This window comes from Gilliamella sp. wkB72, assembly GCF_001693745.1.
Lineage (GTDB): Bacteria > Pseudomonadota > Gammaproteobacteria > Enterobacterales > Orbaceae > Gilliamella > Gilliamella apicola_E.
Genome location: NZ_LZEI01000011.1, coordinates 82,294 through 107,571, shown reverse-complemented (window position 1 = coordinate 107,571; position 25,278 = coordinate 82,294). Strand labels below are relative to the sequence as shown.

Below are 25,278 nucleotides of genomic sequence, written 5' to 3'. Positions count from 1 at the left end.
TAAATATTACTGAGCAAGGAATAGAAAATGGATACATTATTAGCTAGCGTGCAATATGTACTTGGTTTAGGCCCTACTGTTATTTTACCAATTGCTATATTTATTATCGCTATTATTTTTAAAGTCCCTGTGGGTCGAGCTATTCGTTCGGCAATTATCATTGGTATTGGTTTTGTTGGCATCAATCTTGTCATTGGTTTACTTTCACAAAGTTTAGGACCAGCAGCCCAGCAAATGGTTGAACGATTCGGTTTAAGTTTAACGATTATTGATGTTGGTTGGCCAGGTGCTGCAGCCGGTTCTTGGGCATCTCCTGTTGCGGCTATTTTAATTCCTATCTGTTTAGTCGCAAATCTTATCTTAATTTTCTTCAAAATGACAAAAACTTTAGATGTTGATATCTGGAATTATTGGCATTTCATAGCAGCTGGTGCAACAGGTTTTATTGTCACAGGTGGAAACTGGTGGTTTGCGATTTTATGTGCACTTATTTATGAAGTGTTATGTCTATGGATGGCTGATAAAACCCAAAATCTGGTTGAAAATTTCTATGGTCTTAAAGGGGTCTCATTACCAACGGGATCAACTGCAGCGTTTGGTTTTGTCGGGATACCAATTGGTTGGGTAATTGGAAAAATTCCTGTTATTAAGGATTTACATGTAGATCCAGAAACAATTCAAAAACGATTTGGTATTTTTGGTGAACCAATGATTATGGGGTTGATATTGGGGATTGTCATTGGTTTGCTAGCTGGTTATGAAATTGGTGAAACATTTAAACTAGGTGTTTCTATGGGAGCTGTAATGTTATTAATGCCACGGATGGTAAAAATTCTTATGGAAGGTTTAATTCCAATTTCAGAAGCAGCCCGTGACTACATGAAATCACGATTTAAAGGACGTGAACTTTATATAGGTTTAGACGCAGCATTATCAATCGGACATCCAGCTAACATTTCAACTGGTTTATTGCTTGTTCCAATAACACTTTTTTTAGCGATTGTTATTCCTGGTAATAAAGTTTTGCCATTCGGTGATTTAGCTACTATTCCATTTTATGTCTCATTTGTTGTCGCATCTCGTAACGGTAACATTCTGCACTCCGTTCTTAGTGGTACGGTTGTTATTGCTTTAGCGTTACTGATGGCGACTGATTTTGGTGCAGTACATACAGCAATGTTAGATGGTGTTTATAAATTCCCTGAAGGTGCAAGTGAGCTTAGCACTTTAGATATGGGAGGCAACTTTTTTAACTGGATTATTCTTAAATTCTCTCAATTGTGGGAAGCGTTTTTTAATTAATTGTTAATGAGTATTTATATTTTAATTAAATGTTGGAATTAAGTGGTAAGGAAAAAATATGAAAGCAGCGGTTCTTTATCAAAACAAGATTATCAATACAGAAGATGTTAATCCTAAATTATGTGGTGCTGATGATGTTAGAGTCAAGGTTATGGCAGCTGGCATTTGTGGATCTGATATTCATAAGATGCAAACTCAATGGAAGTATCCATTACCAGCAGTAATGGGACATGAGTTTTCTGGTGTTATTACTGAGATTGGTGGAAATGTTAAATCATTATCAATTGGGCAAAGAGTAGCAGGTATCCCATTTTTACCATGCTATGAATGCTTCAATTGTAAAACAGGTAAGTATTCTCTTTGTGAACATTATCAAATGTTAGGTTCTCATTTCTTTGGAGCTTTTGCTGAAAATGTTGTTTTAAATGCAAATAATGTTGTTCCTATTGATGATCTTGATTTTGAAGAAGCGGCAATGCTGGAACCGCTTGCTATTGCACTTCATGCAACGTTAGGTATTCAACCTCAATTAGGTGATACCGCTGTAATTTTTGGTATGGGCGTTATAGGTATGTTAACTGCTCAATGTTTGATAACAAATGGTGTAACAACTGTTATTGCTGTTGATATTAGTGATAAAAAATTATCTTTTGCAAAGAGTTTAGGTTGTCACTATACCCTTAATCCGATTAAAGAAGATTTAAAAGGAAGGATTAATGAGATTACTCACGGTATTGGTGCTGATATTGTAATGGAATGCGCAGGATCAAGAGTGACACAAGAACAGTGTTTATTAGTGAGTAGAAAAGGTGGAAAAATTGGTTATGTTGGTATTGCTTATTCTGATGTGTTATTGCATGAAGAAGCATTTGAAAATATCTTTCGTCGTGAATTGATTCTTAAGGGATTTTGGAACTCATATTCAGCACCCTTTCCAGGTAAGGCATGGACGACAGCCATTGAACTTATTCGACAACAACGTATTAAGTTGAAACCTCTCATATCCCATCGTTATCCACTAGCGGAAACTAAAGAAGCATTTGACATGATTTTATCTGGTCAACATGACTATAACAAAGTTCTCATTTTGCCTTATATGGAGAAATAATATTATGAAAGCATTAGTAAAAACAGCTTCAGGTTATGATCAAATGGAATTAAGAGATATTGACGAACCTGAAGTATATGGAGATAGAGTAAAAATTAAAGTCGCTTATACTGGTATTTGTGGCTCAGATATTCATACATTTAAAGGTGAATATAATAACCCTAAAACACCCGTCGTATTAGGACATGAATTTTCTGGTGAAGTTGTAGCTGTTGGTCCTGATGTTAAAAGTATCAAAGTAGGGGATCGTGTTACGAGTGAAACAACTTATGAGACTTGTGGTACTTGTCCTTATTGCCTAAAAAAAGACTATAACTTATGTGGAAATCGTAAAGGTATTGGTACTCAAATTAACGGTAGTATGGCTGAATTTGTTTTGTCACGTGAAGAAAGTTGCCATGTACTTCATGACAATATTAGCTATAAATCAGCAGCACTTACTGAACCTTTAGCATGTTGTGTTCACGCAGCTTTAGAAAAAACAACTATATCACCAACAGATATTGTCCTTATTTTTGGTCCCGGTCCTATCGGTTTGCTTCTTGCTCAAGTCGTTAAATCACAAGGTGCAACAGTCATTCTGGCAGGTATTACTCGAGATCAACCCCGTCTAGAGCTGGCAGTTGAACTTGGCGTTGATCACATTATCGATCTACAAAAAGAAGATTTAACAAAATTTGTTTTATCAATAACCAATAATATTGGTGTTGATCGCATTTTTGATTGTTCTGGTGTGATTTCAGCTGTAAATCAAGGTTTACCTTTAATTCGTAAAAAAGGCGACTTTGTTCAAGTTGGACTATTTGCTAAGAAAAATAATGAATTAGATGAAGAGTCTATCATTCAACGTGAAATTAATTATATTGGTTCACGTTCTCAAAAACCTAGTTCATGGATTACCTCATTAGATTTATTAGCAAAACATAAAATTAATACTGAAAAGATGATCACTAAGATTTATGACCTTCGTGACTGGCGAAAAGGATTTGAAAAAGTAATGGAAGGTACTGAAATAAAGGTATTAATAAAATCATAATTCAACGTATTGATAATGTGGGCCTTTTTTTAAATTGATAACACACCTACTTTTAAATATTAAAAGTAGGTGCTTCAAATAACTTTTAGGTAGTTATGAGGTAATAATATGAAAATTGCAATTGGTTGTGATCATGGTGGAAAAAATTTAAAAGATACCATAATCAATCATTTAACAAACAATGGATATGAAATTATTGATGTCGGTTGTGATAGTTTTGAAAGTGTTGATTTTCCAATTTATGCGAAAAATGTAGCTGAGTTGGTTGTAAGTAAAAAAGCTGATCTGGGTATTTTATGTTGTGGCACAGGTATTGGTATGTCGATTGCAGCAAACAAAATAAAAGGAATTCGAGCATCAGTGGTTTCTGACTGTTTTTCTGCTAAAGCAACTAGAGAACATAATGATAGCAATGTGCTTTGTTTAGGTGAACGTGTTTTAGGTATTGGTTTAGCTCTCAATATTGTTGATATTTGGTTAACAAGCGAGTTTGCAAAGGGTCGACATAAAAAACGAGTTGATATGGTTATTGAACTCGAAAAAAAGTGAGGTTGTTATGAAACAGATTGCAGCTTCTATAATGTGTGCCGATCAACTTAACTTAAAGCACGAGCTATCACAACTAGAACATGCCAAGGTTGATTTATTACATTGTGATGTAATGGATGGTGTTTATGTTAAAAATCTTGCTTTAGGACCAGAATATCTTGCTAGAGTAAAATCAGCCACTACGATCCCATTAGATATTCATCTAGCGACAGTTTCTCCGTTAAAATATGCCCAACTGTTTGCATCGATTCAACCAATGTATATCTCTTTCCATATAGAGACTTGTGATGACGTATTTTCCATAATTGATTATTTACGTGATCAAAATATCCGTCCTTCTATCGCTATTAATCCATTATCACCAATTTCATTATTAGAACCCTATTTATCTCATATCGATATGATTTTATTAATGACAGTTAATCCTGGGTTTGCAGGACAAAAAATTCAGCTAAGTACTATAGATAAAATTGCTCAGCTAAAAATGAGATTACAAGAGTTAGAAAATCCTCCACTAATTGAAGTGGACGGTAATATTAATCTACAAACTATTAAGTTAATGGAAAATAGTATGCCTGATGTTTTTGTCTTAGGAACTTCCGCACTTTTTAATCAAAAAAATAATAATAATTACACAAAGCAGATTATGCAAATTAGAAAGCAAATAGAATTAAAAAATCAATAACAAGGAGTTAGTCATGTTAAAAAAAGATTTAGAACAAACGATAGTCAATACAGTTAGAACACTATCAATTGATATGATTGAAAAAGCAAATTCAGGTCATCCAGGAATGCCAATGGGGGCAGCGCCAATGGCTTATTCACTATTTTCTAATCATTTAAAATTTAATCCAAATAATCCTAATTGGTTCAATCGTGACCGTTTTGTTTTATCAGCTGGTCATGGTTCAGCATTACTGTACAGTCTATTGCATCTTTTTGGTTATGACGTGACATTAGATGATTTGAAGTCATTTAGACAACATAATAGTCGAACTCCTGGTCATCCTGAATTTGGATGGACCCCGGGTGTTGATGCTACTTCAGGTCCACTAGGTCAAGGTATAGCAATGGCAGTTGGTATGGCTCTTGCTGAAAGTCATCTAGCTGCTCAGTACAATAAACCAGATAATCAGATTGTTGATCACTATACTTATGCAATTTGTGGTGATGGCGATTTGATGGAAGGGGTATCTGCAGAAGCAGCATCTTTAGCGGGACACCTATCATTAGGTAAATTAATTGTACTATATGATTCAAACAATATCTGTTTAGATGGTGATTTGAATATTACTTTCAGTGAAAGCGTAGCAAAACGTTTTGAATCTTATAATTGGCAAGTTTTAACGGTATCTGATGGTAATAATTTATCACAAATAAATTCAGCTTTAACAGAAGCTAAGATATCTTCTCAACCAACATTAATTGAAGTCAAGACGACAATTGGTTACGGCGCGCCAAATAAAAGTAATAGTTCAGCTTGTCATGGCTCACCTTTAGGTGAAAAAGAAGCTCTTGCTACTAAACAATTTTATCAATGTAAAAATGTTGAACCTTTCTATATTCCAAAAGAAGTAAAACAACATTTAAAAAAATATTCTAAATTAGGTGATCAAAATAATATAGATTGGAATAAGCAGTATGAAAAATATTGTCAATCTTATCCTGATGAAGGAAAACAACTTGGGCGAGTTATTGCGGGTCATTTACCATCTAATTGGAAAAAAAATTTCCCAGAATTCAATGAAGTTAAACCAATAGCTACTCGTTCTGCTTCAGGTAAAATGATTAATGCAATTTCAGATGTATTACCTGAGTTTTTTGGTGGTTCAGCAGATTTAGGTTGTTCTAATAAAACCTTTATTGATTCAAGTGATGCATATAGTAAAAAATTTCCTGCTAATAAAAATATTTGGTTCGGTGTTCGTGAATTTGCCATGGGTAGTATATTAAACGGAATGGCTTTACATCGAGGTTTACGATCTTTCGGCGCAACTTTTTTTGTTTTTTCTGATTATTTACGGCCAGCAATTAGAATGGCGGCATTAATGAACCTTCCTGTTACGTATGTATTTACTCATGATAGTGTTGCCGTTGGAGAAGATGGCCCAACACATGAACCTATTGAGCATTTAGCTTCATTAAGAGCTATGCCGAATTTAACAGTTATTCGTCCTGCTGATGCTAAAGAAACAAGAGCTGCATGGGAAATAGCAATTGAAAATCAAAACGGACCTATTGCTTTAGTGCTATCAAGGCAAGACTTACCTATTTTAGCTAATTCTCAGCAAGATGTAACTAAAGGTGTTAAAAAAGGTGCTTATATTGTATCTCCTGCAGTTGAACAAACCCCCGATATTATTTTGATAGCAACAGGTTCTGAAGTTTCGTTAGCGATTGAGGCTCAAAGTAAATTACGTGAAAAAAATATTGATGCATCAGTTGTTAGTTTATCAAGTTGGGAAATTTTTGCTAAAACAGCTAAAAGTTATCAAGAATCAATTCTTCCAAGTACTGTTAAAGCCCGCTTATCCATTGAGGCTGGATGTTCATTTGGTTGGTCTCATTTTGTTGGTGAAGATGGCTACATGATAGGTATAGATCATTTTGGTGATTCTGCACCCGCAAAAGATCTGTTTAAAGCTTATGGGTTTACGGTCGAGAATATCATCCATCATGCCCAACGATTAGTAAAAAAATAGGAGACTAAAATGGTTTATATTGCACCTTCTTTGCTTGCAGCTAATTATATGCGATTGGAAGAAGAAATTCATAGTGTAGAACAATCTGGTGCTGATTATTTGCATCTAGACATCATGGATGGCCATTTTGTTCCTAATTTGTCATTTGGGTATGACATGCTTGCTCAAATTAAAAAAATAACCTCGTTGCCAATTGATGTTCACTTAATGTTAAGTCAGCCAGAATATTATATAGAAAAGTTTGTGCAAGCAGGCGCTGATATTATTTCAGTGCATGTTGAATCATCACCACATATCCATCGATTGATTCAACAGATTAAACAATGTGGTTGTTTAGCGGGAGTAGTATTGACTCCCGGAACGCCAGCTCATCGTTTAGATACTGTTTTGAGTGAAGTTGATCTTGTTTTACAAATGACTGTAAATCCTGGATTTGGTGGTCAGTCGTTTATTAACGATACGCTAATCAATATTCAATACTTAGCTGAATGGAAAAAAGAGCATAACCTCAACTATTTAATTGAAGTTGATGGCGGAATTAATATTGAAACTGCTCAAATATGTAAGGCAGCTGGTGCGAATATATTAGTTGCAGGTACCACATTCTTCAAAAGTAATGATAGAGCAAACATAGTTAATCGCCTAAGAGCGATATAGGATATATTTTTAAGGGGTATTTTATGAGCCAATTAGATGAATTTAAAAAATTAACTGTCGTGGTTGCCGACACAGGTGATATTGATTCGATTAAACAGTTTTCTCCAGAAGATGCAACGACTAATCCATCGCTTGTGTTAAAAGCAGCTCAACTTCCTCAATATCGTTCTTTAATTGATTCAGCTGTTGATACAGCTAAAAAATTAGGTGGCAGTAAAGAACAACAATTGGTTAATGCTTGTGATCAAGTTGCGGTGAATATAGGCGCCGAAATTCTAAAAACAGTTCCAGGCCGAATTTCGACCGAAGTCGATGCTAGATTGTCGTTTGATAAACAGGGATGTATTGAAAAAGCTAGGAAAATTATCGATTTATATAAACAAAAAGGCATTGATAAATCGCGAATTCTAATCAAAATCGCTTCAACTTGGGAAGGAATTAAAGCAGCGGAAGTTTTAGAGAAAGAAGGTATTAACTGTAATTTAACTTTACTATTTTCCTTTGCTCAAGCGCGAGCTTGTGCAGAAGTTAATGCATTTTTAATCTCACCATTTGTTGGACGTATTTATGACTGGTATCAAGCAAAGAAACCAATAGAACCTTATGTTGCCGATCAAGATCCGGGCGTAGTATCTGTTCGTAATATTTATAACTATTATAAACAGCATGGTTATAAAACAATTGTGATGGGAGCAAGTTTCCGTAAAGTTGATCAAATATTAGCGTTAGCGGGTTGTGATCGTTTGACCATTTCACCAAATTTATTAGCGGAAATGCAACAATCAAATGCGCCAGTAGAACGCAAATTGAATCCGAATCAAACAATTGTAGAGCGTCCATCGTTAATGACTGAAGCTGAGTTTAGATGGCAACATAATAGTGATGCAATGGCAGTTGAGAAATTAGCTGAAGGAATTCGAGCCTTTGCGGTCGATCAAGGTAAACTAGAAGATATGATCGGGGCACTGCTTTAATTATTAATAAAAGGGGAGATAGTTCCCCTTTTTATTTAAGCTATCTTTATAGCGAATTTTTCTGAATTTAATACTTCTAATGATAACTCGCATAAATCAATATATCTTAATTCATTGTTGATAATTAAACTAATTAATAGAAATCGATGATCATGTTTAAATGGGGTTTCAAATCTTTTGTATGTAAATGTTATAGAGAAGTTAAATTTACTCATCTATATCGACATATGAGAATATCTCAAAAGGTAGAATCATTGTATCGTTTTTATTTAATATAATTAAACTCATTACAAATTATGGTTATAGGAATAATTTGTTTATTTAAATTGATTATGCTTATTTTTTAATTAAGTTTGTTGTGGTGAATTGAACGATGTTAATGATTAATATATAACCTAATATATGATTTTTTTCCATTTATGTTACTATGGGTAAAACATTTGTTATATTAGCTGACTATTGTTAATTATAGGAGTGATTTATGAGATGGGAAGAAAAGCGAGATTTAGTCAAGATTGCGACTTGGTATTACCAATACGGTTGGACTCAGGCTCAGATAGCTCAGAAGATAGGTATTTCGAGATCAATTATTTCTAAAAAATTACAAGATGCGAAAGAATTGGGTATTGTCGAAATTTTTATCAAGGATGAAACAGCATATACAGTTGAATTAGAGCAAAAACTTGAAAGTAAATTCAAATTGGAAGAAGCGATTGTGGTTGCTACGCATGATCTATCTTATGAGGAATCTACCAATTGGTTAGCTAAAAAAGCAGTTTACGCATTGAATAAACGAATTTTGAAAGTTAAAACTTTAGGTATTTCATGGGGAAAAACGATTAGGAAATTCGTTAACGAGTTCCCTTATATCACTCATAAAGAGCTTGTTATTGTACCTTTAATTGGTGGCATGGGCGCCGAGGAAGTAGACTTACATTCAAATCAAATTTGTTATGATCTTAAGAAGAAGATGCAATGTACATGTAAATACCTTTATGCCCCCGCACTGGTTGAAGACGAAACAATGAAAAAAGATTTATGCAAAAATAAATATATAAATGAAGTTCTCAATGAAGGTAAAACGGTTGATATGGCAATCGTAGGTATTTCTAATCCTTATCATAATAGTACTATGGAAGAGATTGGTTATATTAATAATAAAGATCTTGAGGAGTTTCGTTATTACGATGTAGTAGGAGATTGTAATTCACGTTTTTATACTTCTGACGGGAATGAATCGAAAAGCCCTATAAATCATAGAATTATAGGTTTAGGGTTAGATGATTTACGTAAAATTCCAACAGTAGTTGCAATTGTCTCTGGTGAAAATAAAGAAAAAGCGGTCGTTGCAGCTTTAAATTCTAAGATTATTGATGTTATCGTTATGACTGACAAAATGGCAGAATATGTTTTAAATATTAATCATTAATAATTTTATAGTATTAATTTTAGTTAATAAGCCTCTTTATTTTATAAAAGAGGCTTTTTTATGTCCTAAATTTGTAAATGATGACAAATGTCATTTATTGTGACAAAAGTCACATAACGTTACTTTCCTAATTGTAGTTATGATTTGTTATGTTATCTTTATGATAAATAGTTAGTATATCTATTTAATTAAAAAAATTAATAAGGAGAACATAATAATGACCATATATAAACAATTGTTACAAAGAGAAGAAAATGACAACCCGATTAAAGTTGGTGTTATAGGTGCTGGTCAAATGGGAAGAGGAATGATAGCGCAAATAGCAACCATTCCAGGAATGAGTGTAACCGGAATTAGTGATATTAATTTAAAAGCTGCACAACAAGCAGCGAAAGATTATAAGGCTAGTGCTAGTAAGAAAAATAGTATTCTGGTTTCTAAAAATTTTAAAGAAGTGATCCAATCAAAAGATGTTGAAATAATCGTCGATGCTACTGGGGTGCCAGAAGTAGGTGCAAAAATTGCCTTAGAAACATTATTGGCCAAAAAACATTTAGTTCTTCTTAATGTTGAAATTGATATCACGATAGGTCCTTTGATGCATAAACTATTTAGTGCTGCAGATCTTATCTATACCGGTTCGGATGGTGATGAACCAGCTGCAACTCTTGAAATGTACGAATTTGCTAAATCAATGGGTATGGAAGTATTAGTTGTAGGTAAAGGGAAAAATAATAAATTAAAAATCGAGGCAAACCCTGATACTGCACAAGCTGAAGCTGATTCAAAGCATATGTCATCTCATATGTTAGCAGCATTCCAAGATGGTACGAAAACGATGGCAGAAATGAATTTACTTTCTAATGCAATGGGATTTATTCCAGATGTAGTGGGTATGCATGGTGTTAAAGGTGATTTAGATTCTGTTCTTAAAGATTTAAACCTTAAAGAAAACGGTGGTGTTCTTAATAAATTTGGCGTTGTTGAATATGTAGATGGTTTAGCACCTGGGATTTTTGTTATTGTTAAAGGACAAAATCCAAATGTTAGTAATGAATTGAATTACTTGATGAAAAAAGGTGATAGGGATCATCATATTTTATATCGTCCTTTCCACTTAGCTAGCCTTGAAACACCAATGACGATTGCTAAAGCGATTTTAAATCACGATACCGCCATTGTTCCTTGTGGCGCTCCTGTATCTGAAACTGTTGCGGTCGCAAAAAAGAATATTAAACGAGGTGAGAAACTTGATGGTATTGGTGGTTTTTGTGTCCGCGGTGTTATTGAAACACATGCAGATATGAAGAAAAACAAAAATATTCCAATTGGTCTTATCAGCGGTAATGTTGTTGCTAAACGAGATATTCCAAATGGTAAGTTTTTAACTGAAGATGATGTTGTTTTAGATGAAACAACAACAGTTTGGAAATTACGTAAACTTCAAGATGAAGTCTTTAGTTAAAAATATAAAAACTGCTGAGCAATAAGGCTCAGCAGTTTTTAAAGCGATGTGTTAACTAGATTTAATAGGGTTGAAAAATATGAATATTGTAATAATTGCCACTGTTATTTTTGTTTTACAGTCTATATTGAGCTTAATGCAAATTAAGTATTATCAAAGATATATATACAAAATAACTCAACAATATTCAAATTCTAAAAATTATCATCTTTATACAGCTATTGAACGTAAATGGTTTGGTTCAAGTGCGATTGTGGTTATGGTAATTGATGAAAATAATATGATTAAGGATTGTCAGATTTTAAAAGGAAAATCTGTATTTGCCAAATTTAAACCTTTACCAAAATTTAATGGGTGCTATCTATCACAAATTTTAACTAATTTACAAGAAGAGAGTGGAACTAGAAGACTCTCTCTTGAAGAAAAAGCAATTATAAAAATGGGAACAAATCAAGTTCCTATTTGATTAAACATTAATAAAAGCGTTATTACAACTTTAAAGGAGATAATAATGGAATATATTGAGTGGTTTGGAACCCATTTTATTGGGTTGTTTCAGGCTGGTGGGCAAGTCTTTGTTGGATTTATGACTGGAATTGTCCCGCTTTTAATTGTGCTATTGACATTTACTTATTCTTTAATTGCTTTTATTGGTGAACAAAGAGTCACTAAAGCTATTCAATTTTCTGCTAAGAATATGTTATTGCGTTACAGTTTAATGCCAATACTTTCAGTTTTAATGTTAACTAACCCAATGGCTTATACTTTTGGTCGCTTTGTTAAAGAAGAGCAAAAACCGGCTTTTTATGATTCGGTTGTTTCTTTTTTGCACCCAGTGACCGGTTTGTTTCCTTATGCAAACGCAGGTGAGTTATTTGTATTTCTAGGTATTGCAAATGGTGTTATGGATGCGGGTTATAACATTTCGAGTCTTTCTGTTCGGTACTTTTTAGCTGGTGTTATTATTATTTTAATGCGTGGTGTTATTACCGAAATGATTACTAAATTTTTGATGCGTAAAGAAAATCTGTAGGGGAGAGTCACTATGTATAAAACAATTTTTATCGAGAAAGGCCAAGGTGGCTGGGGAAAAGGTTTTTCTTTAACGCCAACTGCTGAAAAACATAAAATACTTTCTGTTACTGGTGGTGGTATTCATCCAGTAGCCCAAAAAATTGCTGAATTGTCAGGTGGTGAGGCTGTAGATGGCTTTAAAAATGCAATTCCAGAAGATGAAATTTTGTGTGCAATTATTGACTGTGGTGGTACTGCTCGAATTGGTGTTTATCCAATGAAAAAAATTCCTACCATTGATGTTATTCCATCTGCGCCAACTGGTCCTCTAGCAAAACATATTACTGAAGATGTTTTTGTTTCAGGCGTTAAACCCCAAAACATAATGTTATCAGAAGGTCATAATGAACAATCAACGACGACATCTTCGCAGGATCAACAACAGCAAACGGTTGAAGATCCAGTTTTGGATCGCGAAAAATTCAAAGAAAAATATGCACAAATAAAGAAAGAACATTCCCAAAATCAAAAGGAAAGCTTGTTGATTAAATTATCACGAGGTATTGGTAAGGCAATGGGGATCTTTTATCAAGCTGGTCGCGATTCGACAGATATGTTAATTAAAAACATTATTCCTTTCATGGCATTTATTAGTATGCTTATAGGGATTATTAATTACACAGGAATTGGTAATATTATAGCTACAACATTGTCACCTTTGGCAGGTTCAATATGGGGGATGATGGTTATTGCGTTTATTTGTAGCTTACCATTTTTATCTCCAATTCTTGGACCAGGAGCAGTTATAGCGCAAGTGATTGGGGTTCTGATTGGTTCGCAAATTGCAATTGGTGCAATTCCAGTTGCGTATGCATTACCTGCGTTATTTGCTATTAATGCTCAGGCTGGATGTGATTTTATTCCTGTTGGATTATCTTTAGGTGAAGCAAAACCTAAAACAGTTCAATTTGGTGTACCCGCAGTATTGTATAGTCGTATGATAACTGGAATATTGGCTGTTGTTATTGCATGGGTTATGAGTATTGGAATGTACTAAACTAAAAAAGGGTTAAATATGGCTAAAAGTATCATTACTGAAATCGGTTCAATTGTTCCAGAATTCAAGGAAGAAAAAGTTATCATTCTATTTGGTCCAATGGCAACACCTGATTTACGTGAAATTTGTGTTATTCATGAATTTCATAAAAAGCCTAATCAAACATTGGTTGAAGGTAAAGAGTTTACGTTAGGTAAGCATAAATATACCATTAAACAGGTTGGCAGTGAGGCAAATAAAAACTTTGAAGAATTAGGTCATATTTCTATTTATTTTAAACAAAGTGATGATGGCATTTTGCCAGGTGCAATAGAAGTTGAACCTGCTGTTTTTCCTGATTTAAATATTGGTGATGATATTTGTTTTGAATAATAGCTAGGAATTTATCCATTTAGTAGACAATAATTATTATTTTTGATTCAACAAATTTTGAAAAACCATCACTATTAATTTAGTGATGGTGAATTGATCTTAATCAGGAAACGTCAATGATTAATATGGATTAGGATCTTTTTTCAAATTATCAAATGGATATAACTTATTTTTCCAATCTTTAATTTGAATATCTTTTTGTTCGGGGATATCAATAAGATTATATTGCATATAATCATGGTGAACGTTTAAGTCAATCCCCATCCAATGACTTAGTAGATATACGAATTGATATCCGGTAATTTGTTTATTGATTTTAATTTGATTCTTTTCTGATGAATCAAAAAATATTAATGGCACTTGATAACTATTTTGGTATTCCCAATTATGCCTTAAATCTTGATATTTCTCAGCGTGAGAAAGCCCATGATCGGCAAAGTAGACTACAGAGTAGTCTTCATTGTGTTTTTTCAATATATCAATCGTAGATTTTATTAAGTCATCGGTTTCTTTAATACTACTGACATAACAAGATATATTTTCATTATTGAGATCGAACTGAATATCAAATTGTAATCTTTTACAAAAATGAGGATGTGAACCAATTAAATGCATAATAATAAGTTTTGGCTTATCTTGCTTTTTAGATAATAAGGAGTCTAATTCTGGTAGTAGTAAAGTATCATATTTACCACGAGTTGATTTACCATTGTACTCACCTTTTTTAGTGTAAAAGATATTTTTACTATAAGCGGAAATTCTTGGTACAGTTATTTCCATTCTACCTAATTTTCCTTGATTAGATAGCCAAAAGGTTTCAAATCCAGCATCATTAGCAATAGCAATAATATTATTATTTAATTGAGCATTGACTTCATTATCATCTAAATAGCTAGACTGACTAATTAAATGTGGAATTGAAGATTGGGTATTTGAAGCAGGAACAATTAATCCGTCCCAAATCACCGAGGCATTTTTATTGGTGAAAGGAGTATTATTATATTTAAAGCCATAAGCACTCATGTAATCTTTACGAACACTTTCACCAATGATAATAACATAGGTTTTATGTTTAGGATTGACAGAAACAATGGGTATTGTATTGGGTTGTTGTATTTGTCTAAGTTGTTCAGCTTGTTCAGTATGATATATTTTTGCACTTGAATATAAATCGAAGCAAAACTCAAATGCGGGATATTTGAAATTATCCATTATTAAAGTTGTTATCGATGATAAAGTCGTTGGCTGATATTTGATGGCACTTTTAACCGGTTTATAAAAACAAATCATTAATGCTAGTGCAATAACATAATAATTTTTTATTTTAGGAAATCTAAACTTTTTAAAAAAAAGAATAAAGAAAATTACTAATAGCAATGGTATTAAATAAAAATAAAGAGGTAGTTGCGAACAAAATTCTTGCATTTCATCGATATCAGTTTCTGATATGGCACTTACTACAGCAACATTGGGATATCCATAGTAAAATCCTATTGGAAAATAAAGCGCAGCTATGACAAATGTTAATCCGAATAAGAAACGAAAAAAGGTGAACCTTGCTAGAAAAATCAAAGAAAAATAGGTAAGAAGTATCCTATCAAATCTTAGCGGGTAACCTAATAAGTAAACCAATACTACTGAAAGACAAATACAAACAACATGCGATAGTAATTCTTTTTTTAACATTACAAATTTATATTAATAACAATCCATTGAAGAGGTCAAAAATTATATAAGTAATTAAATTTTAAGCAATATAAATTTATTTACAATTTAGTTTATTTTATGACTTTTATATTTATTAAGTTAGATTAAGTATACATATCAACAATTTTAGATAATATTTTGCCAAACTTACTCTGTTTATTGATAAGTTTGGCAAGAAATTTTTATTATCGTGAAGCTCTTTTCAGTATGATATCTTGCGGTTGTTTTTGAATGTAGATCATTCTACCGATAAGTAAGAACGCTGCTACAGCTAGTCCTAAAATAATTCCTATCCAAAAACCGGCAGCACCAATTGGCTGTATGACAAGATCGGTTAATCCTAAGATATATCCAACTGGTAACCCTACTACCCAATAAGAGATAAGCGTAATAAAAAATATACTTTTAGTATCTTTATAACCACGTAATACATTGCTTGCTACAACTTGCAAGTAATCAGATACTTGATAGATAGCGAGTAGAATAATAAGTTGTAGGCAAATAGTGATAACATCAATCTCATGGGTGAATATGGTAATAATTGGAGACCTAAATATCACCAGAATCAATGCTACCACTACGGCTATAATAAATGATATGGCTAAACTTACATAAGCTGTTTGTTTGGCTAATATAGGTTTATTTTTACCTAATAGGTAACCAACTCGAATACTGGTTGCTACCCCTAAAGATAAAGGTATTGCAAACGTTAAACTGCTAATCGTGAAGATAATTTGATGTGCAGCAACAGTTATTTGACCAAGTGGTGCAATAAGTAATGCAACTACCGCGAACAAGCTCATTTCAAAAAAATAGGCCAAAGCAAGGGGAGTACCTAATACAACTATTTTTTTGATGATAGCAAAATCAATGAGTTTTGTGAGTGGTGTTTTACGAATATCCCGTTGAGTAGTTGTCGTTAAGGTATAGATACGAATTAAAGCAAACATTAACCAAAAGATTATTGCAGCGGTAATACCACAACCAACACCACCAAATGCTGGCAATCCTAATTTACCGTAAATTAAAACATAATTAATGGGGATATTGGCAAGTAATGCAATGAATATAATCACCATAGCAGGCTTTGTGTTAGATAAACCTTCACATTGATTACGATAAACTAAAAATAGCAAGAAAGCAGGTACGCCCCACATAATTGAGCGTAAAAATGATACCGCTACATCAACCATTTCTGGATCGATTGGATGGTCAGCTGAGCTTCTAAAGCTTATTATTTTGTCAGAATTGTACAAAACTAGCATCATGATTATGGATAAGATCAAAGCAATCACAACACCTTGACGAGTCTGATCTGCAACTTGTTCACGTTTAGCTGCACCATTTAAATTGGAAATTATCGGTGTTAATACCGTTAATAAGCCTTGCCCAAATAAAATAGTAGGCAACCAAATTGATACAGCTATGGCTACACCCGATAGCGCTGTTTTACTGTAGTTACCTGCCATAATGGTATCAACAAACGTGATCGCGGTTTGTGATATCTGTGCAATCATAACCGGGATTGCTAACGTAACTAAGTTTTTTATTTCGTGTCGATAATGTTGCTTCATTGGATTTATTTACTGTTTTACAGTACCCCATAAATCATATTCATCTGAATGTTCAATATTTACTTGAACGATATCGCCGACTTTAACATCTTTTTCTTCATTTAGATAGACAACACCATCTATTTCTGGCGCATCGGCCATGCTTCGTCCAATAGCACCTTCCTCATCAACTTCATCAATCAATACAGATAATGTTTTACCTATTTTATTTTGAAGTTTTTGTGTTGAAATCGATTGTTGTAATTGCATAAAACGGTGGAAGCGTTCTTGCTTTATTTCTTCTGGTATTTGATCAGCTAGTTGATTTGCTGCAGCACCTTCCACTGGGCTATAAGGGAAACAACCAACACGGTCTAATTGCGCTTGAGATAAAAAGTCGAGTAATAGTTCGAAATCTTTCTCAGTTTCACCAGGGTAGCCAACAATAAACGTTGAACGTAAGGTAATTTCAGGGCAAATCTCACGCCAATGATGAATTCGCTCTAAGGTTCTTTCAATTGTGCCTGGGCGTTTCATTGATTTTAAAACGCTAGGGCTAGCATGTTGTAAAGGGACATCTAGATAAGGTAATATTTTTCCTTCAGCCATTAATGGAATCAAATTGTCGACACTTGGATAAGGGTACATATAATGTAGACGCACCCAAATACCAAGGGTAGATAATTGCTCGCAAAGGGTATGAATATCAGTTTTTAATGGCATACCGTTCCAAAAGTTTGTACGATTTTTGACATCGATACCGTAAGCAGACGTATCTTGTGCGATAACTAAAAGCTCTTTTACGCCACTATCGACTAAACGTTTTGCCTCATCAAGAACATTACCGATAGGACGACTAACCATCTCACCACGTAATGATGGGATAATACAAAATGTACAGCTATGGTTACAACCTTCAGAAATTTTTAAATAAGCATAATGTTTAGGTGTTAATTTTACTCCTTGCTCCGGTACAAGGCTTGTAAATGGATTGTAGCTAGGTTTTGGTGCATATTTATTAACATGTTCAAGTACAGCTTCGTAACTATGAGGCCCTGATATTTCTAGGACTTTAGGATGAACATTACGTATCTGATCTTCTTTCGCACCAAGACAACCTGTCACAATAACTTTGCCATTTTCATTAAGGGCTTCACCGATGGCCTCTAATGATTCTTGTACGGCACTATCAATAAAGCCACAAGTATTAACAATAACCAAATCAGCATTGTCATAACTTGGCACTACTTGATAACCTTGAGTACGTAGTTCAGTTAAAATTCGCTCAGAGTCAACTAAATTTTTAGGACAACCAAGGCTCACAAATCCAATAGTAGGGGATGACATATTCATAGTAATTTAAAATTTATTGAGGTATTTATCGAGAATCTAAAAAGTTTATTAATTTAGATTAAAATAATAGGTGAGCATTCTAACATAATTAAATTAGTCGAAATAAAAATTTTTAATTTGCAGTGATGAATATGGAGAGAAACGAGAAACAAGCCCTTATTGAAATAAGGGCCTACATTATGATAAAAAATTATTTCAATGCATTAATGACTTCATCAATTTGACGATCTAAACTTTCGACACCGCCACCCGATAAGTACCAAAGATCGGGTGTTAAATAGATAACCTCAGTTTTACTTTTCGCTAATACTTTTGGATTTAAAAAGTCGTTTTTCATTGCTGATTGACCAATAGCTTTACTTCGGTCAACGACATAAACAATATCAGGTTTTACTTTACTAATATAGCTGTTATCAATAAAGGTTGGTTTAGGTTTGCCACTAGGCTGTGGTGTTAGTGGTACAGCCCGTTTTACTTTCAACACATCATGAATTAATGCTGCGCTTGAACTGCCATTAATAAGAATCATTTTTCCATCATTATGAATAGCAACTATTGCTTTTTTGTGACTCGCTTGTGCAACAGCTTGTGCGTTGGTCACTTTTGTATCAAGCAATTGAATCAAATCTTCAGCTTTCTTTTCTGTTCCAGTTATATCTGCTAGAACATTGATATGATTTTTAGTTGATTCAAGATAATTCTTCGCGTCAACACTTAAATTAATTACTGGTGCAATTTTTGATAATTCTTCAGTTCGACTAGCTTGACGACCATCAATAACGATGAGTTGCGGTTTAACTTGTTTAATTGCATCGATGCTTGGTTCTTTCATACTACCTGTATCAGAGACACTTTTATATTGTTCAAGATAAGAAGGAAGAACGGAAAGAGGTGTTCCTACAACAATAGAACCTTTACCTAATGCATCTAAGGTATCTAAAGCACCATAGTTCATTACTACCACTTTACTTGGTGATTTAGGAACAACAACGGTTTGTTTATTATCTGGATTCACAGTGATTGATGATTGGCAACCTGATAACCCTAAAGTAAAAGCTATTAGAGTGCTTAATAATATTTTTTTATTCATATTGATACCTTTTGCTTTGATGAAAATGATAACCATTATTATTTAAATGGTGTGAAATGTCTAGATATAAATAATTTTTCGTAAAGATATTGATAATTATTATCGAAAAGTTATTGATAATTATTCTCACGTAGGTTATTGTAACGCACGGCTTGCTTTGCAAAATATCAATATAAATAATAAGGTTATAAAACATGAATACTAAAATTAAACTGGCAACACATGTCATAAATACAAGTATTTTATTATCATTATCTGGTTTAGCGATAGCAGACACTGATAAAAATACTGATACTATGGTGGTGACAGCATCAGGATTTTCTCAACAAATTAAAGAAGCTCCAGCAACAATTTCGGTAATCACGCCAGAGGAAATCAGCAAAAAACCTTATCGTGATGTGACTGATGCGCTTAAGGATATTCCTGGGATCACGATAACTGGTGGCGGTGATTCAACTGATATTAGTATTCGTGGTATGGATGCCAAATATACTTTATTATTAATTGATGGTAAAAAAGTTAGCACTCGTGAAACCAGACCTAATAGTGATAATTCTGGTTTTGAACAAGGCTGGTTACCGCCTTTAACTGCTATAGAACGTATTGAAGTTGTCCGAGGACCAATGTCATCGTTATATGGTTCAGATGCTATGGGTGGGGTCGTCAATATCATTACTAAGAAAGTTTCAAATAAATGGCATAGCGGTATTCGAGTTGAATCAATCATGCCTTATCGTTCAGATGAAAAAAATACCTATGTAGGTAGTTTTTCAACTATGGGACCAATTATTGATGATATTTTGGGGATTCAATTATATGGTCAATATAGTAAGCGTCATGAAGATAAATTTTTGAATGGCCATTCCGGACAAAGATTACGTAGTATAAATGGAAAATTATCGCTTAATGCTTCAGACACACAAAAATTTGATTTAGATTTTGGTCGCTCTAGACAAAATAGTAATGCATCAGCAGGAAAAACAAGACCTCTTAGTCGTGGTAATTTCAATCGAGATAATCGCCGAAACTCTTATGCGTTAACTCATAATGGTTTATTTGGTGATGTATCAACGACATCTTTTATTGCTCATGAAGACAATAATAATCCAGAAAGACAAATGAAAATTCGTAATACTGATGTTGACTCACGTATGACAATTCCATTTTCAATCAATATGTTAACTATCGGTGGTAAATATACTTATCAAGAACTTCATGATAAAGGCAACCAGTTAAAGAAAACTTTAACCAAAATCGATCGTTGGAACTATGCGTTGTTTGCTGAGGATGAGTTAAGTATTTTAGACAATTGGAGTATGACATTAGGTCTTCGCTATAATAAAGATGAAAACTATGGTAATAACTGGAATCCAAGGATTTATAGTGTCTGGAATATTAATGATAACTTTACTTTAAAAGGTGGCTATTCAACTGGATTTGCGACGCCTCAACTGCGTCAAGTTGTTTCTGACTGGGGGCAAGTTACTGGTGGTTCTGGAACGGGTAATAAAGGGATGATAATGGGTAATCCAGATCTTAAACCAGAAAAAACAAATGAATTCGAAATAGGTGTCGGTTATACCAATGAATATGGTATTGATGCTTCTGCAACGGCATTCTATACAAAATATAAAGATAAGATCCAATCTTATTATATTTGTCGTGGTGCAGCTGGTTCAAGAAATTGTCAAATTTCTGGTTATAGGGAAAAATTTGATTTTGTTCAAGGGCGAGAAAATGTTGATAAAGCCGATCTTAAAGGTCTTGAGCTTTCATTCAAAACACCATTGTTTACTGATTTCGTATTAAGTTCTAATTACTCTTGGATCAAAACAGAGCAAAAAACCGGTAAAAATAAGGGTAACCCTTTAAACCGTACACCAAAACAAAAATTCAATACTCAACTTGATTGGAATCTCACTCAAGAGTTGGATTTATGGACTAAGGTTGCTTATTACGGGGTAGAAACTACCACAGATCGCAGTGGTAAGAAAATTGAATATCCAGGCTATACCTTCTGGGATGTCGGTGCGTCTTTCCAAATAAATAAAAATGCTAAAGTATATGGTGGCGTTTATAACTTGTTTGACAAAGATGTTTCAAACGATGACTTTGGTAAAACATTAGAAGGGCGTCGTTACTTTATTGGAACAGAAATTAATTTTTAATATTTAACTCTCACCAAGTAGCTATACTTCATAGCTACTTGGTAAAACTGTTTATTTAATCCATAATAAAACCGATTTGAAATTTTAATAACTCTTCTTTCTTTATTTTATTAATCGTTTTTAATTAATTAACTCTCTTTTGAAATTATTTTTATTGATATTTGCAAAATGATCTTTGATTAACTAAAAATTATGTTTTATTTATTTTATTGATCAAATAGTTAAAATTATCCTTTCTTAACCTTTCTTAAACATTTTTTAATTCTTTTTATTAACTTATGATCTTATTATAAAAATTCTATATTAATTATTATTAATCATATAAATATAATTTTTGTAAAATTGTAGGCTAAATCAACTCCTATCTTATTTTAAACTTCTAAAGCTTAATTTGTACATTTGATAGCCAGTCACGATCAAATGGTTATTGATTGATCGGAAGTTTCGATCAATAATTTGATCGTTTTCAAATTTAAAAGCTTTAATGTCTGATCTTTAAAGAAACAATTTCATATAACAAGCTGTATAAATCATATCCAGTTTAGCTGTTTGATGTCGTGTATTAAAAGAGGACATATAAAGGAGTTTTATTAGATTTATTTGCAACAGCATGTTAATAAAAAGGAGATTTAGCTTGAACTGGTTAGCAATATTAAAAAATGGATACTTTAATTCAGTTTCTATCTCAGGCAATGGAGTATTCAAAAATAAACAAAATTATTTATTGGTCATCTTGCTATTGTCATTTGTTAATAATATTAACGCATTACTTCCTGTCTCAGCGACTCAATTGGTTCATGGTAATTCACCAATGATAGCGGTCAATGATGAAATGGTTGATTCAACTGGCTTTAAGGAAAAATTGAGTGTTGTTAGTATGCCTGATGGTCGGTTACGCACTTCAGAAAGTGATATTAACGATTTTAAATTGGAACCGGATACCACTCTTAGCCAAATAAGTTGGGTAATTCAAGGAAAAGAGGGTTCAAATGAAGTAAAAAAAGTTATTGAGGCCAATGGTCAAGATGTCAATTTGATGGATATCGCCAATAATCTCAATATCAGTATTTTTGATCAAGATGGTGATACAGGTATTCCTGATGGCGTATTAACGGCTACTTGGTATTATACTATTCCTGGTGGTTATAATGGTGATAAAAGAGGGCTAGAGGACTATCAAAAAGTACCTGAAAGTGAGTTAACTAAACAAATAGATCCCTGCAAAGCACCTTATAAATTAGAGCTTTCAATTAAGAATATAAAAGTGCAAACAGTATATGGTCTGCCAAATGAGTCAGAACATATTTATAACGATCTTTTTAAAACATATTATTTTAAATCCAAAATTAATCAAGTGTGTTATGCCCGGCCTTATCCAATGATGGATAAAACTAAATGGTCTTGGATTCAATATAATAATGATGAGCCTAGTGGTTATGGTTGGGGAGCATCAATAGATCCTACACCCAATCCAAAACATGGTGGTGGTTATAATAAAGATGAGTGGCATCCAGAATTAGGATTTTTACTCAATACCAGTGCAGGGCATAATAATCGTTTTCCTCATACTGCATTTAAAGGGGCATCATTTCAACTTTGGATGAGTAATGAACAGCAAGATTATTTGTTTTCAACAGATGATGATAATCTCTCAATTGATAAACGTGGTATTTTAACTTTTAATGGCAAACCTAAAAAAAGAACCATCCAAATTTTTGCATGGCCTAAAGATGCAACCGGAGAATCTGATAGGATTGTATTTTGGAGTGATTTAAATTTCTGGGCAAAACCCGGAAAACAGGCATTAACATATTCAGAAGATCTTTGCGGAGGAATTCAAAATCAATTAACGCTTACTGACTGGGTTAATACGCCTCAAGCAACCAACACAAATACTAACTCAAGTTTTAGAGAAACAGGTAATGCGCTCACCAGAAAAATGAATGGTGGTCTAAGTGGCGAATGGGGACAGTTAGTCGTTGATAATTATCCTAAATCTGAGTTTCCAACATCCAGTGCAATTAATGATACTTTCCAACGGCTTGCATGGGTATCTGATTTCACTTTCGAGCCGCAAGGAAAAATACATCGTGCTGTATTTATGTTAAATGGTGGGATTTTTAAAGCTTATAACAATCCTTGGCCTAGTGCACCTTTCTCTGTAACGTTTGAAGTTTGTAAAGAAACTTGGTAAGAACGTATAAATTTGATTAGATATAGACCCATGTGATAATCATCGCATGGGTTTGATTAATCTGTATGACAACCCTTTGACTATGAAAAAAAAGTTGAGGAACGGGGTTTTTGAACTTAAAAAAGCGAATATTTTTTATTAAAATCTAATTTTACTCCATTTGTATATAATGGTGAGAGTGCTAAAGAAAAATGATGTCTAAGCTCAAGCCGCTGTTATATAAATGAAGCTAGCTTTATTCTATTTCTATAAAATACTCGTTAGCTAAGTCATAATAGCTCATCAACCAATTTGCCATTACCAAACAAGATCTATTTCTCATCCTAATGAAGAAAAATATATATGTTAAATTATGTTCTGCATGGATTAAATTGATAATAATTTTAATAATTTAACTATACAAAGATAGTGCAAATCTCGAAAATTAAAGATTATTACTCGACAAACTAAACATTGCGAAATCATTTATTAGATATGGAGAATGGCAAGCTAGAGGATTTTGTAATATATTAACAATCAGCTAAGCTAATAATGAAAGGCAAGCCTAATGGATATATTTGAAGATAAACAAGAGTCAGAACTACTTACTGAAATTGCCGTTGCCTACTATGAGTATGAACAAACACAAGAAGAAATTGCCAAGAGATTTGGTCTTTCACGTATTAAAGTGGGTCGCCTGTTAAAAAAAGCGAGAGCGGAGGGGATTGTTGAGATTAATGTCAAATATCACCCGATTTTTAGCTCGCGTATTGAGCAGCAATTCGTTAATAATTTCGGTATTAAAAGAGCGTTAATTGCTTTAGATCACCAAGACGAGGATGAGCAACGACGACAAGTGGCGGCACTTGTTTCAAATTATTTATCCAGTACTTTGAAAAATGGTATGACGGTAGCGGTTGGGCAGGGGCGTAATGTGGCTGCAATTGCTAGTCATGTAGGCGTTTTTCCTGAAAAACAGTGTAAATTTATTTGTGGTATTGGTGGTACTCAGCGAGTTGGAGAGATTATTGATGCCGATCATATCAGCCGTAGCTTTGCGAGAAAATTTAGCGCAAGTAGCGAAACTTTATATGCGCCAGCTTATGTTGAGAATCGTGAACTGAAACGTGCGTTTATGCAAAATCGGGTTATTAAAGATACGATCGAACGCGCGAGTAAAGCTGATATTGCTTTAGTTGGTATTGGTGATATGAATGAAAATTGTTACATGGTACAGTTAGGCTGGTTTACCCCGCAAGAAGTCACATATGCTACTTTGAATCAAGGCGTAGTGGGTGATATTGCAGGTTATGGTTTTTTTGATATAAATGGAAATCCTGTTGATACAACCATGAATGATAGGGTAATTGGTTTAAGTATTGATGAGCTACGTAACATTCCTTGTGTTATTGCCATTGCATCAGAAAACACTAAAGCGACAGCAATTTTAGGTGCGCTTCGCTCTGGTGTCATTGATATTATTGCTACTAGTGCTTCAAATGCTAGAATGGTGTTGAACCTAAATAAAATTTAAGTTGTATATGAGCTATTTGTAGCAATGTAGCTATT

The 25,278-nt window shown here is 33.5% G+C and carries 21 protein-coding genes; 17 read left to right on the top strand and 4 right to left on the bottom strand.

The features are described from left to right. Positions 1-27: 27 nt before the first annotated feature. The 14 genes from A9G07_RS06385 to A9G07_RS06320 all read left to right on the top strand — a co-directional run bounded on the left by A9G07_RS06385 (position 28) and on the right by A9G07_RS06320 (position 13,665). Entirely contained in the window at positions 28-1,302 is a 1,275-nt protein-coding gene (locus A9G07_RS06385; RefSeq protein ID WP_065734506.1) for a PTS galactitol transporter subunit IIC, read from the top strand. Between the two features lie 58 nt (positions 1,303-1,360). Next, positions 1,361-2,410: a galactitol-1-phosphate 5-dehydrogenase gene (locus A9G07_RS06380; RefSeq protein WP_065734505.1), complete on the top strand. Its 1,050-nt coding sequence runs from the start codon at positions 1,361-1,363 to the stop codon at positions 2,408-2,410. Between the two features lie 4 nt (positions 2,411-2,414). Next, the gene (locus tag A9G07_RS06375) at positions 2,415-3,446 is read left to right on the top strand and encodes a zinc-binding dehydrogenase (RefSeq protein WP_065734504.1); all 1,032 of its coding nucleotides are present in this window, start codon (positions 2,415-2,417) and stop codon (positions 3,444-3,446) included. Positions 3,447-3,554: 108 nt separating this feature from the next. After that, the gene (gene rpiB, locus A9G07_RS06370) at positions 3,555-3,995 is read left to right on the top strand and encodes a ribose 5-phosphate isomerase B (protein WP_065734503.1); all 441 of its coding nucleotides are present in this window, start codon (positions 3,555-3,557) and stop codon (positions 3,993-3,995) included. Between the two features lie 7 nt (positions 3,996-4,002). Beyond that, the gene (locus A9G07_RS06365) at positions 4,003-4,680 is read left to right on the top strand and encodes a ribulose-phosphate 3-epimerase (RefSeq protein WP_065734502.1); all 678 of its coding nucleotides are present in this window, start codon (positions 4,003-4,005) and stop codon (positions 4,678-4,680) included. 13 nt (positions 4,681-4,693) lie between these two features. Further along, on the top strand, positions 4,694-6,697 hold the full coding sequence (gene tkt / locus A9G07_RS06360; protein ID WP_065734501.1) for a transketolase: 2,004 nt from the start codon (positions 4,694-4,696) through the stop codon (positions 6,695-6,697). A gap of 9 nt (positions 6,698-6,706) precedes the next feature. Continuing rightward, entirely contained in the window at positions 6,707-7,354 is a 648-nt protein-coding gene (gene rpe, locus A9G07_RS06355) for a ribulose-phosphate 3-epimerase (RefSeq protein WP_065734500.1), read from the top strand. Positions 7,355-7,377: 23 nt separating this feature from the next. Continuing rightward, entirely contained in the window at positions 7,378-8,328 is a 951-nt protein-coding gene (gene tal / locus A9G07_RS06350) for a transaldolase (protein ID WP_065561718.1), read from the top strand. Positions 8,329-8,809: 481 nt separating this feature from the next. Further along, positions 8,810-9,757 (top strand): sugar-binding transcriptional regulator, encoded by a 948-nt coding sequence (locus A9G07_RS06345; RefSeq protein WP_065734499.1) that lies wholly within the window; start codon positions 8,810-8,812, stop codon positions 9,755-9,757. A gap of 217 nt (positions 9,758-9,974) precedes the next feature. Then, positions 9,975-11,222 (top strand): NAD(P)H-dependent oxidoreductase, encoded by a 1,248-nt coding sequence (locus A9G07_RS06340; RefSeq protein WP_065734498.1) that lies wholly within the window; start codon positions 9,975-9,977, stop codon positions 11,220-11,222. A 79-nt stretch (positions 11,223-11,301) separates the two neighbouring features. Beyond that, positions 11,302-11,688 (top strand): transcriptional regulator GutM, encoded by a 387-nt coding sequence (locus tag A9G07_RS06335; protein ID WP_065734497.1) that lies wholly within the window; start codon positions 11,302-11,304, stop codon positions 11,686-11,688. Between the two features lie 45 nt (positions 11,689-11,733). After that, positions 11,734-12,255, top strand: a complete 522-nt coding sequence (gene srlA / locus A9G07_RS06330; RefSeq protein WP_065734496.1) for a PTS glucitol/sorbitol transporter subunit IIC — start codon at positions 11,734-11,736, stop codon at positions 12,253-12,255. Between the two features lie 12 nt (positions 12,256-12,267). After that, the gene (gene srlE / locus A9G07_RS06325) at positions 12,268-13,293 is read left to right on the top strand and encodes a PTS glucitol/sorbitol transporter subunit IIB (RefSeq protein WP_065734495.1); all 1,026 of its coding nucleotides are present in this window, start codon (positions 12,268-12,270) and stop codon (positions 13,291-13,293) included. An 18-nt stretch (positions 13,294-13,311) separates the two neighbouring features. Continuing rightward, complete coding sequence (locus A9G07_RS06320; protein ID WP_065734494.1) at positions 13,312-13,665, top strand: PTS glucitol/sorbitol transporter subunit IIA; 354 nt, start codon at positions 13,312-13,314, stop codon at positions 13,663-13,665. A 120-nt stretch (positions 13,666-13,785) separates the two neighbouring features. On the opposite strand, the gene A9G07_RS06315 is transcribed toward A9G07_RS06320, so the two are convergent. The 4 genes from A9G07_RS06315 to A9G07_RS06300 all read right to left on the bottom strand — a co-directional run bounded on the left by A9G07_RS06315 (position 13,786) and on the right by A9G07_RS06300 (position 19,368). After that, complete coding sequence (locus tag A9G07_RS06315; protein ID WP_176713956.1) at positions 13,786-14,877, bottom strand: phosphoethanolamine transferase; 1,092 nt, start codon at positions 14,875-14,877, stop codon at positions 13,786-13,788. 680 nt (positions 14,878-15,557) lie between these two features. Next, positions 15,558-16,946, bottom strand: a complete 1,389-nt coding sequence (locus tag A9G07_RS06310) for an MATE family efflux transporter (RefSeq protein WP_065734492.1) — start codon at positions 16,944-16,946, stop codon at positions 15,558-15,560. Positions 16,947-16,955: 9 nt separating this feature from the next. Then, positions 16,956-18,272 carry a 30S ribosomal protein S12 methylthiotransferase RimO gene (gene rimO / locus A9G07_RS06305; protein WP_065734491.1) on the bottom strand — a complete coding sequence of 439 codons (1,317 nt, stop codon included), beginning with the start codon at positions 18,270-18,272 and terminating at the stop codon, positions 16,956-16,958. Positions 18,273-18,468: 196 nt separating this feature from the next. Continuing rightward, complete coding sequence (locus A9G07_RS06300) at positions 18,469-19,368, bottom strand: siderophore ABC transporter substrate-binding protein (RefSeq protein WP_065734490.1); 900 nt, start codon at positions 19,366-19,368, stop codon at positions 18,469-18,471. A 194-nt stretch (positions 19,369-19,562) separates the two neighbouring features. Here A9G07_RS06300 and A9G07_RS06295 point away from each other — a divergent pair, with 194 nt between their 5' ends. From A9G07_RS06295 to A9G07_RS06285, 3 genes are all read left to right on the top strand, one after another. Continuing rightward, positions 19,563-21,536, top strand: a complete 1,974-nt coding sequence (locus A9G07_RS06295; RefSeq protein WP_065734489.1) for a TonB-dependent receptor domain-containing protein — start codon at positions 19,563-19,565, stop codon at positions 21,534-21,536. A gap of 634 nt (positions 21,537-22,170) precedes the next feature. Then, the gene (locus tag A9G07_RS06290) at positions 22,171-23,730 is read left to right on the top strand and encodes a hypothetical protein (protein ID WP_065734488.1); all 1,560 of its coding nucleotides are present in this window, start codon (positions 22,171-22,173) and stop codon (positions 23,728-23,730) included. Positions 23,731-24,277: 547 nt separating this feature from the next. Further along, complete coding sequence (locus A9G07_RS06285; RefSeq protein WP_065734487.1) at positions 24,278-25,243, top strand: sugar-binding transcriptional regulator; 966 nt, start codon at positions 24,278-24,280, stop codon at positions 25,241-25,243. Positions 25,244-25,278 lie beyond the last annotated feature (35 nt).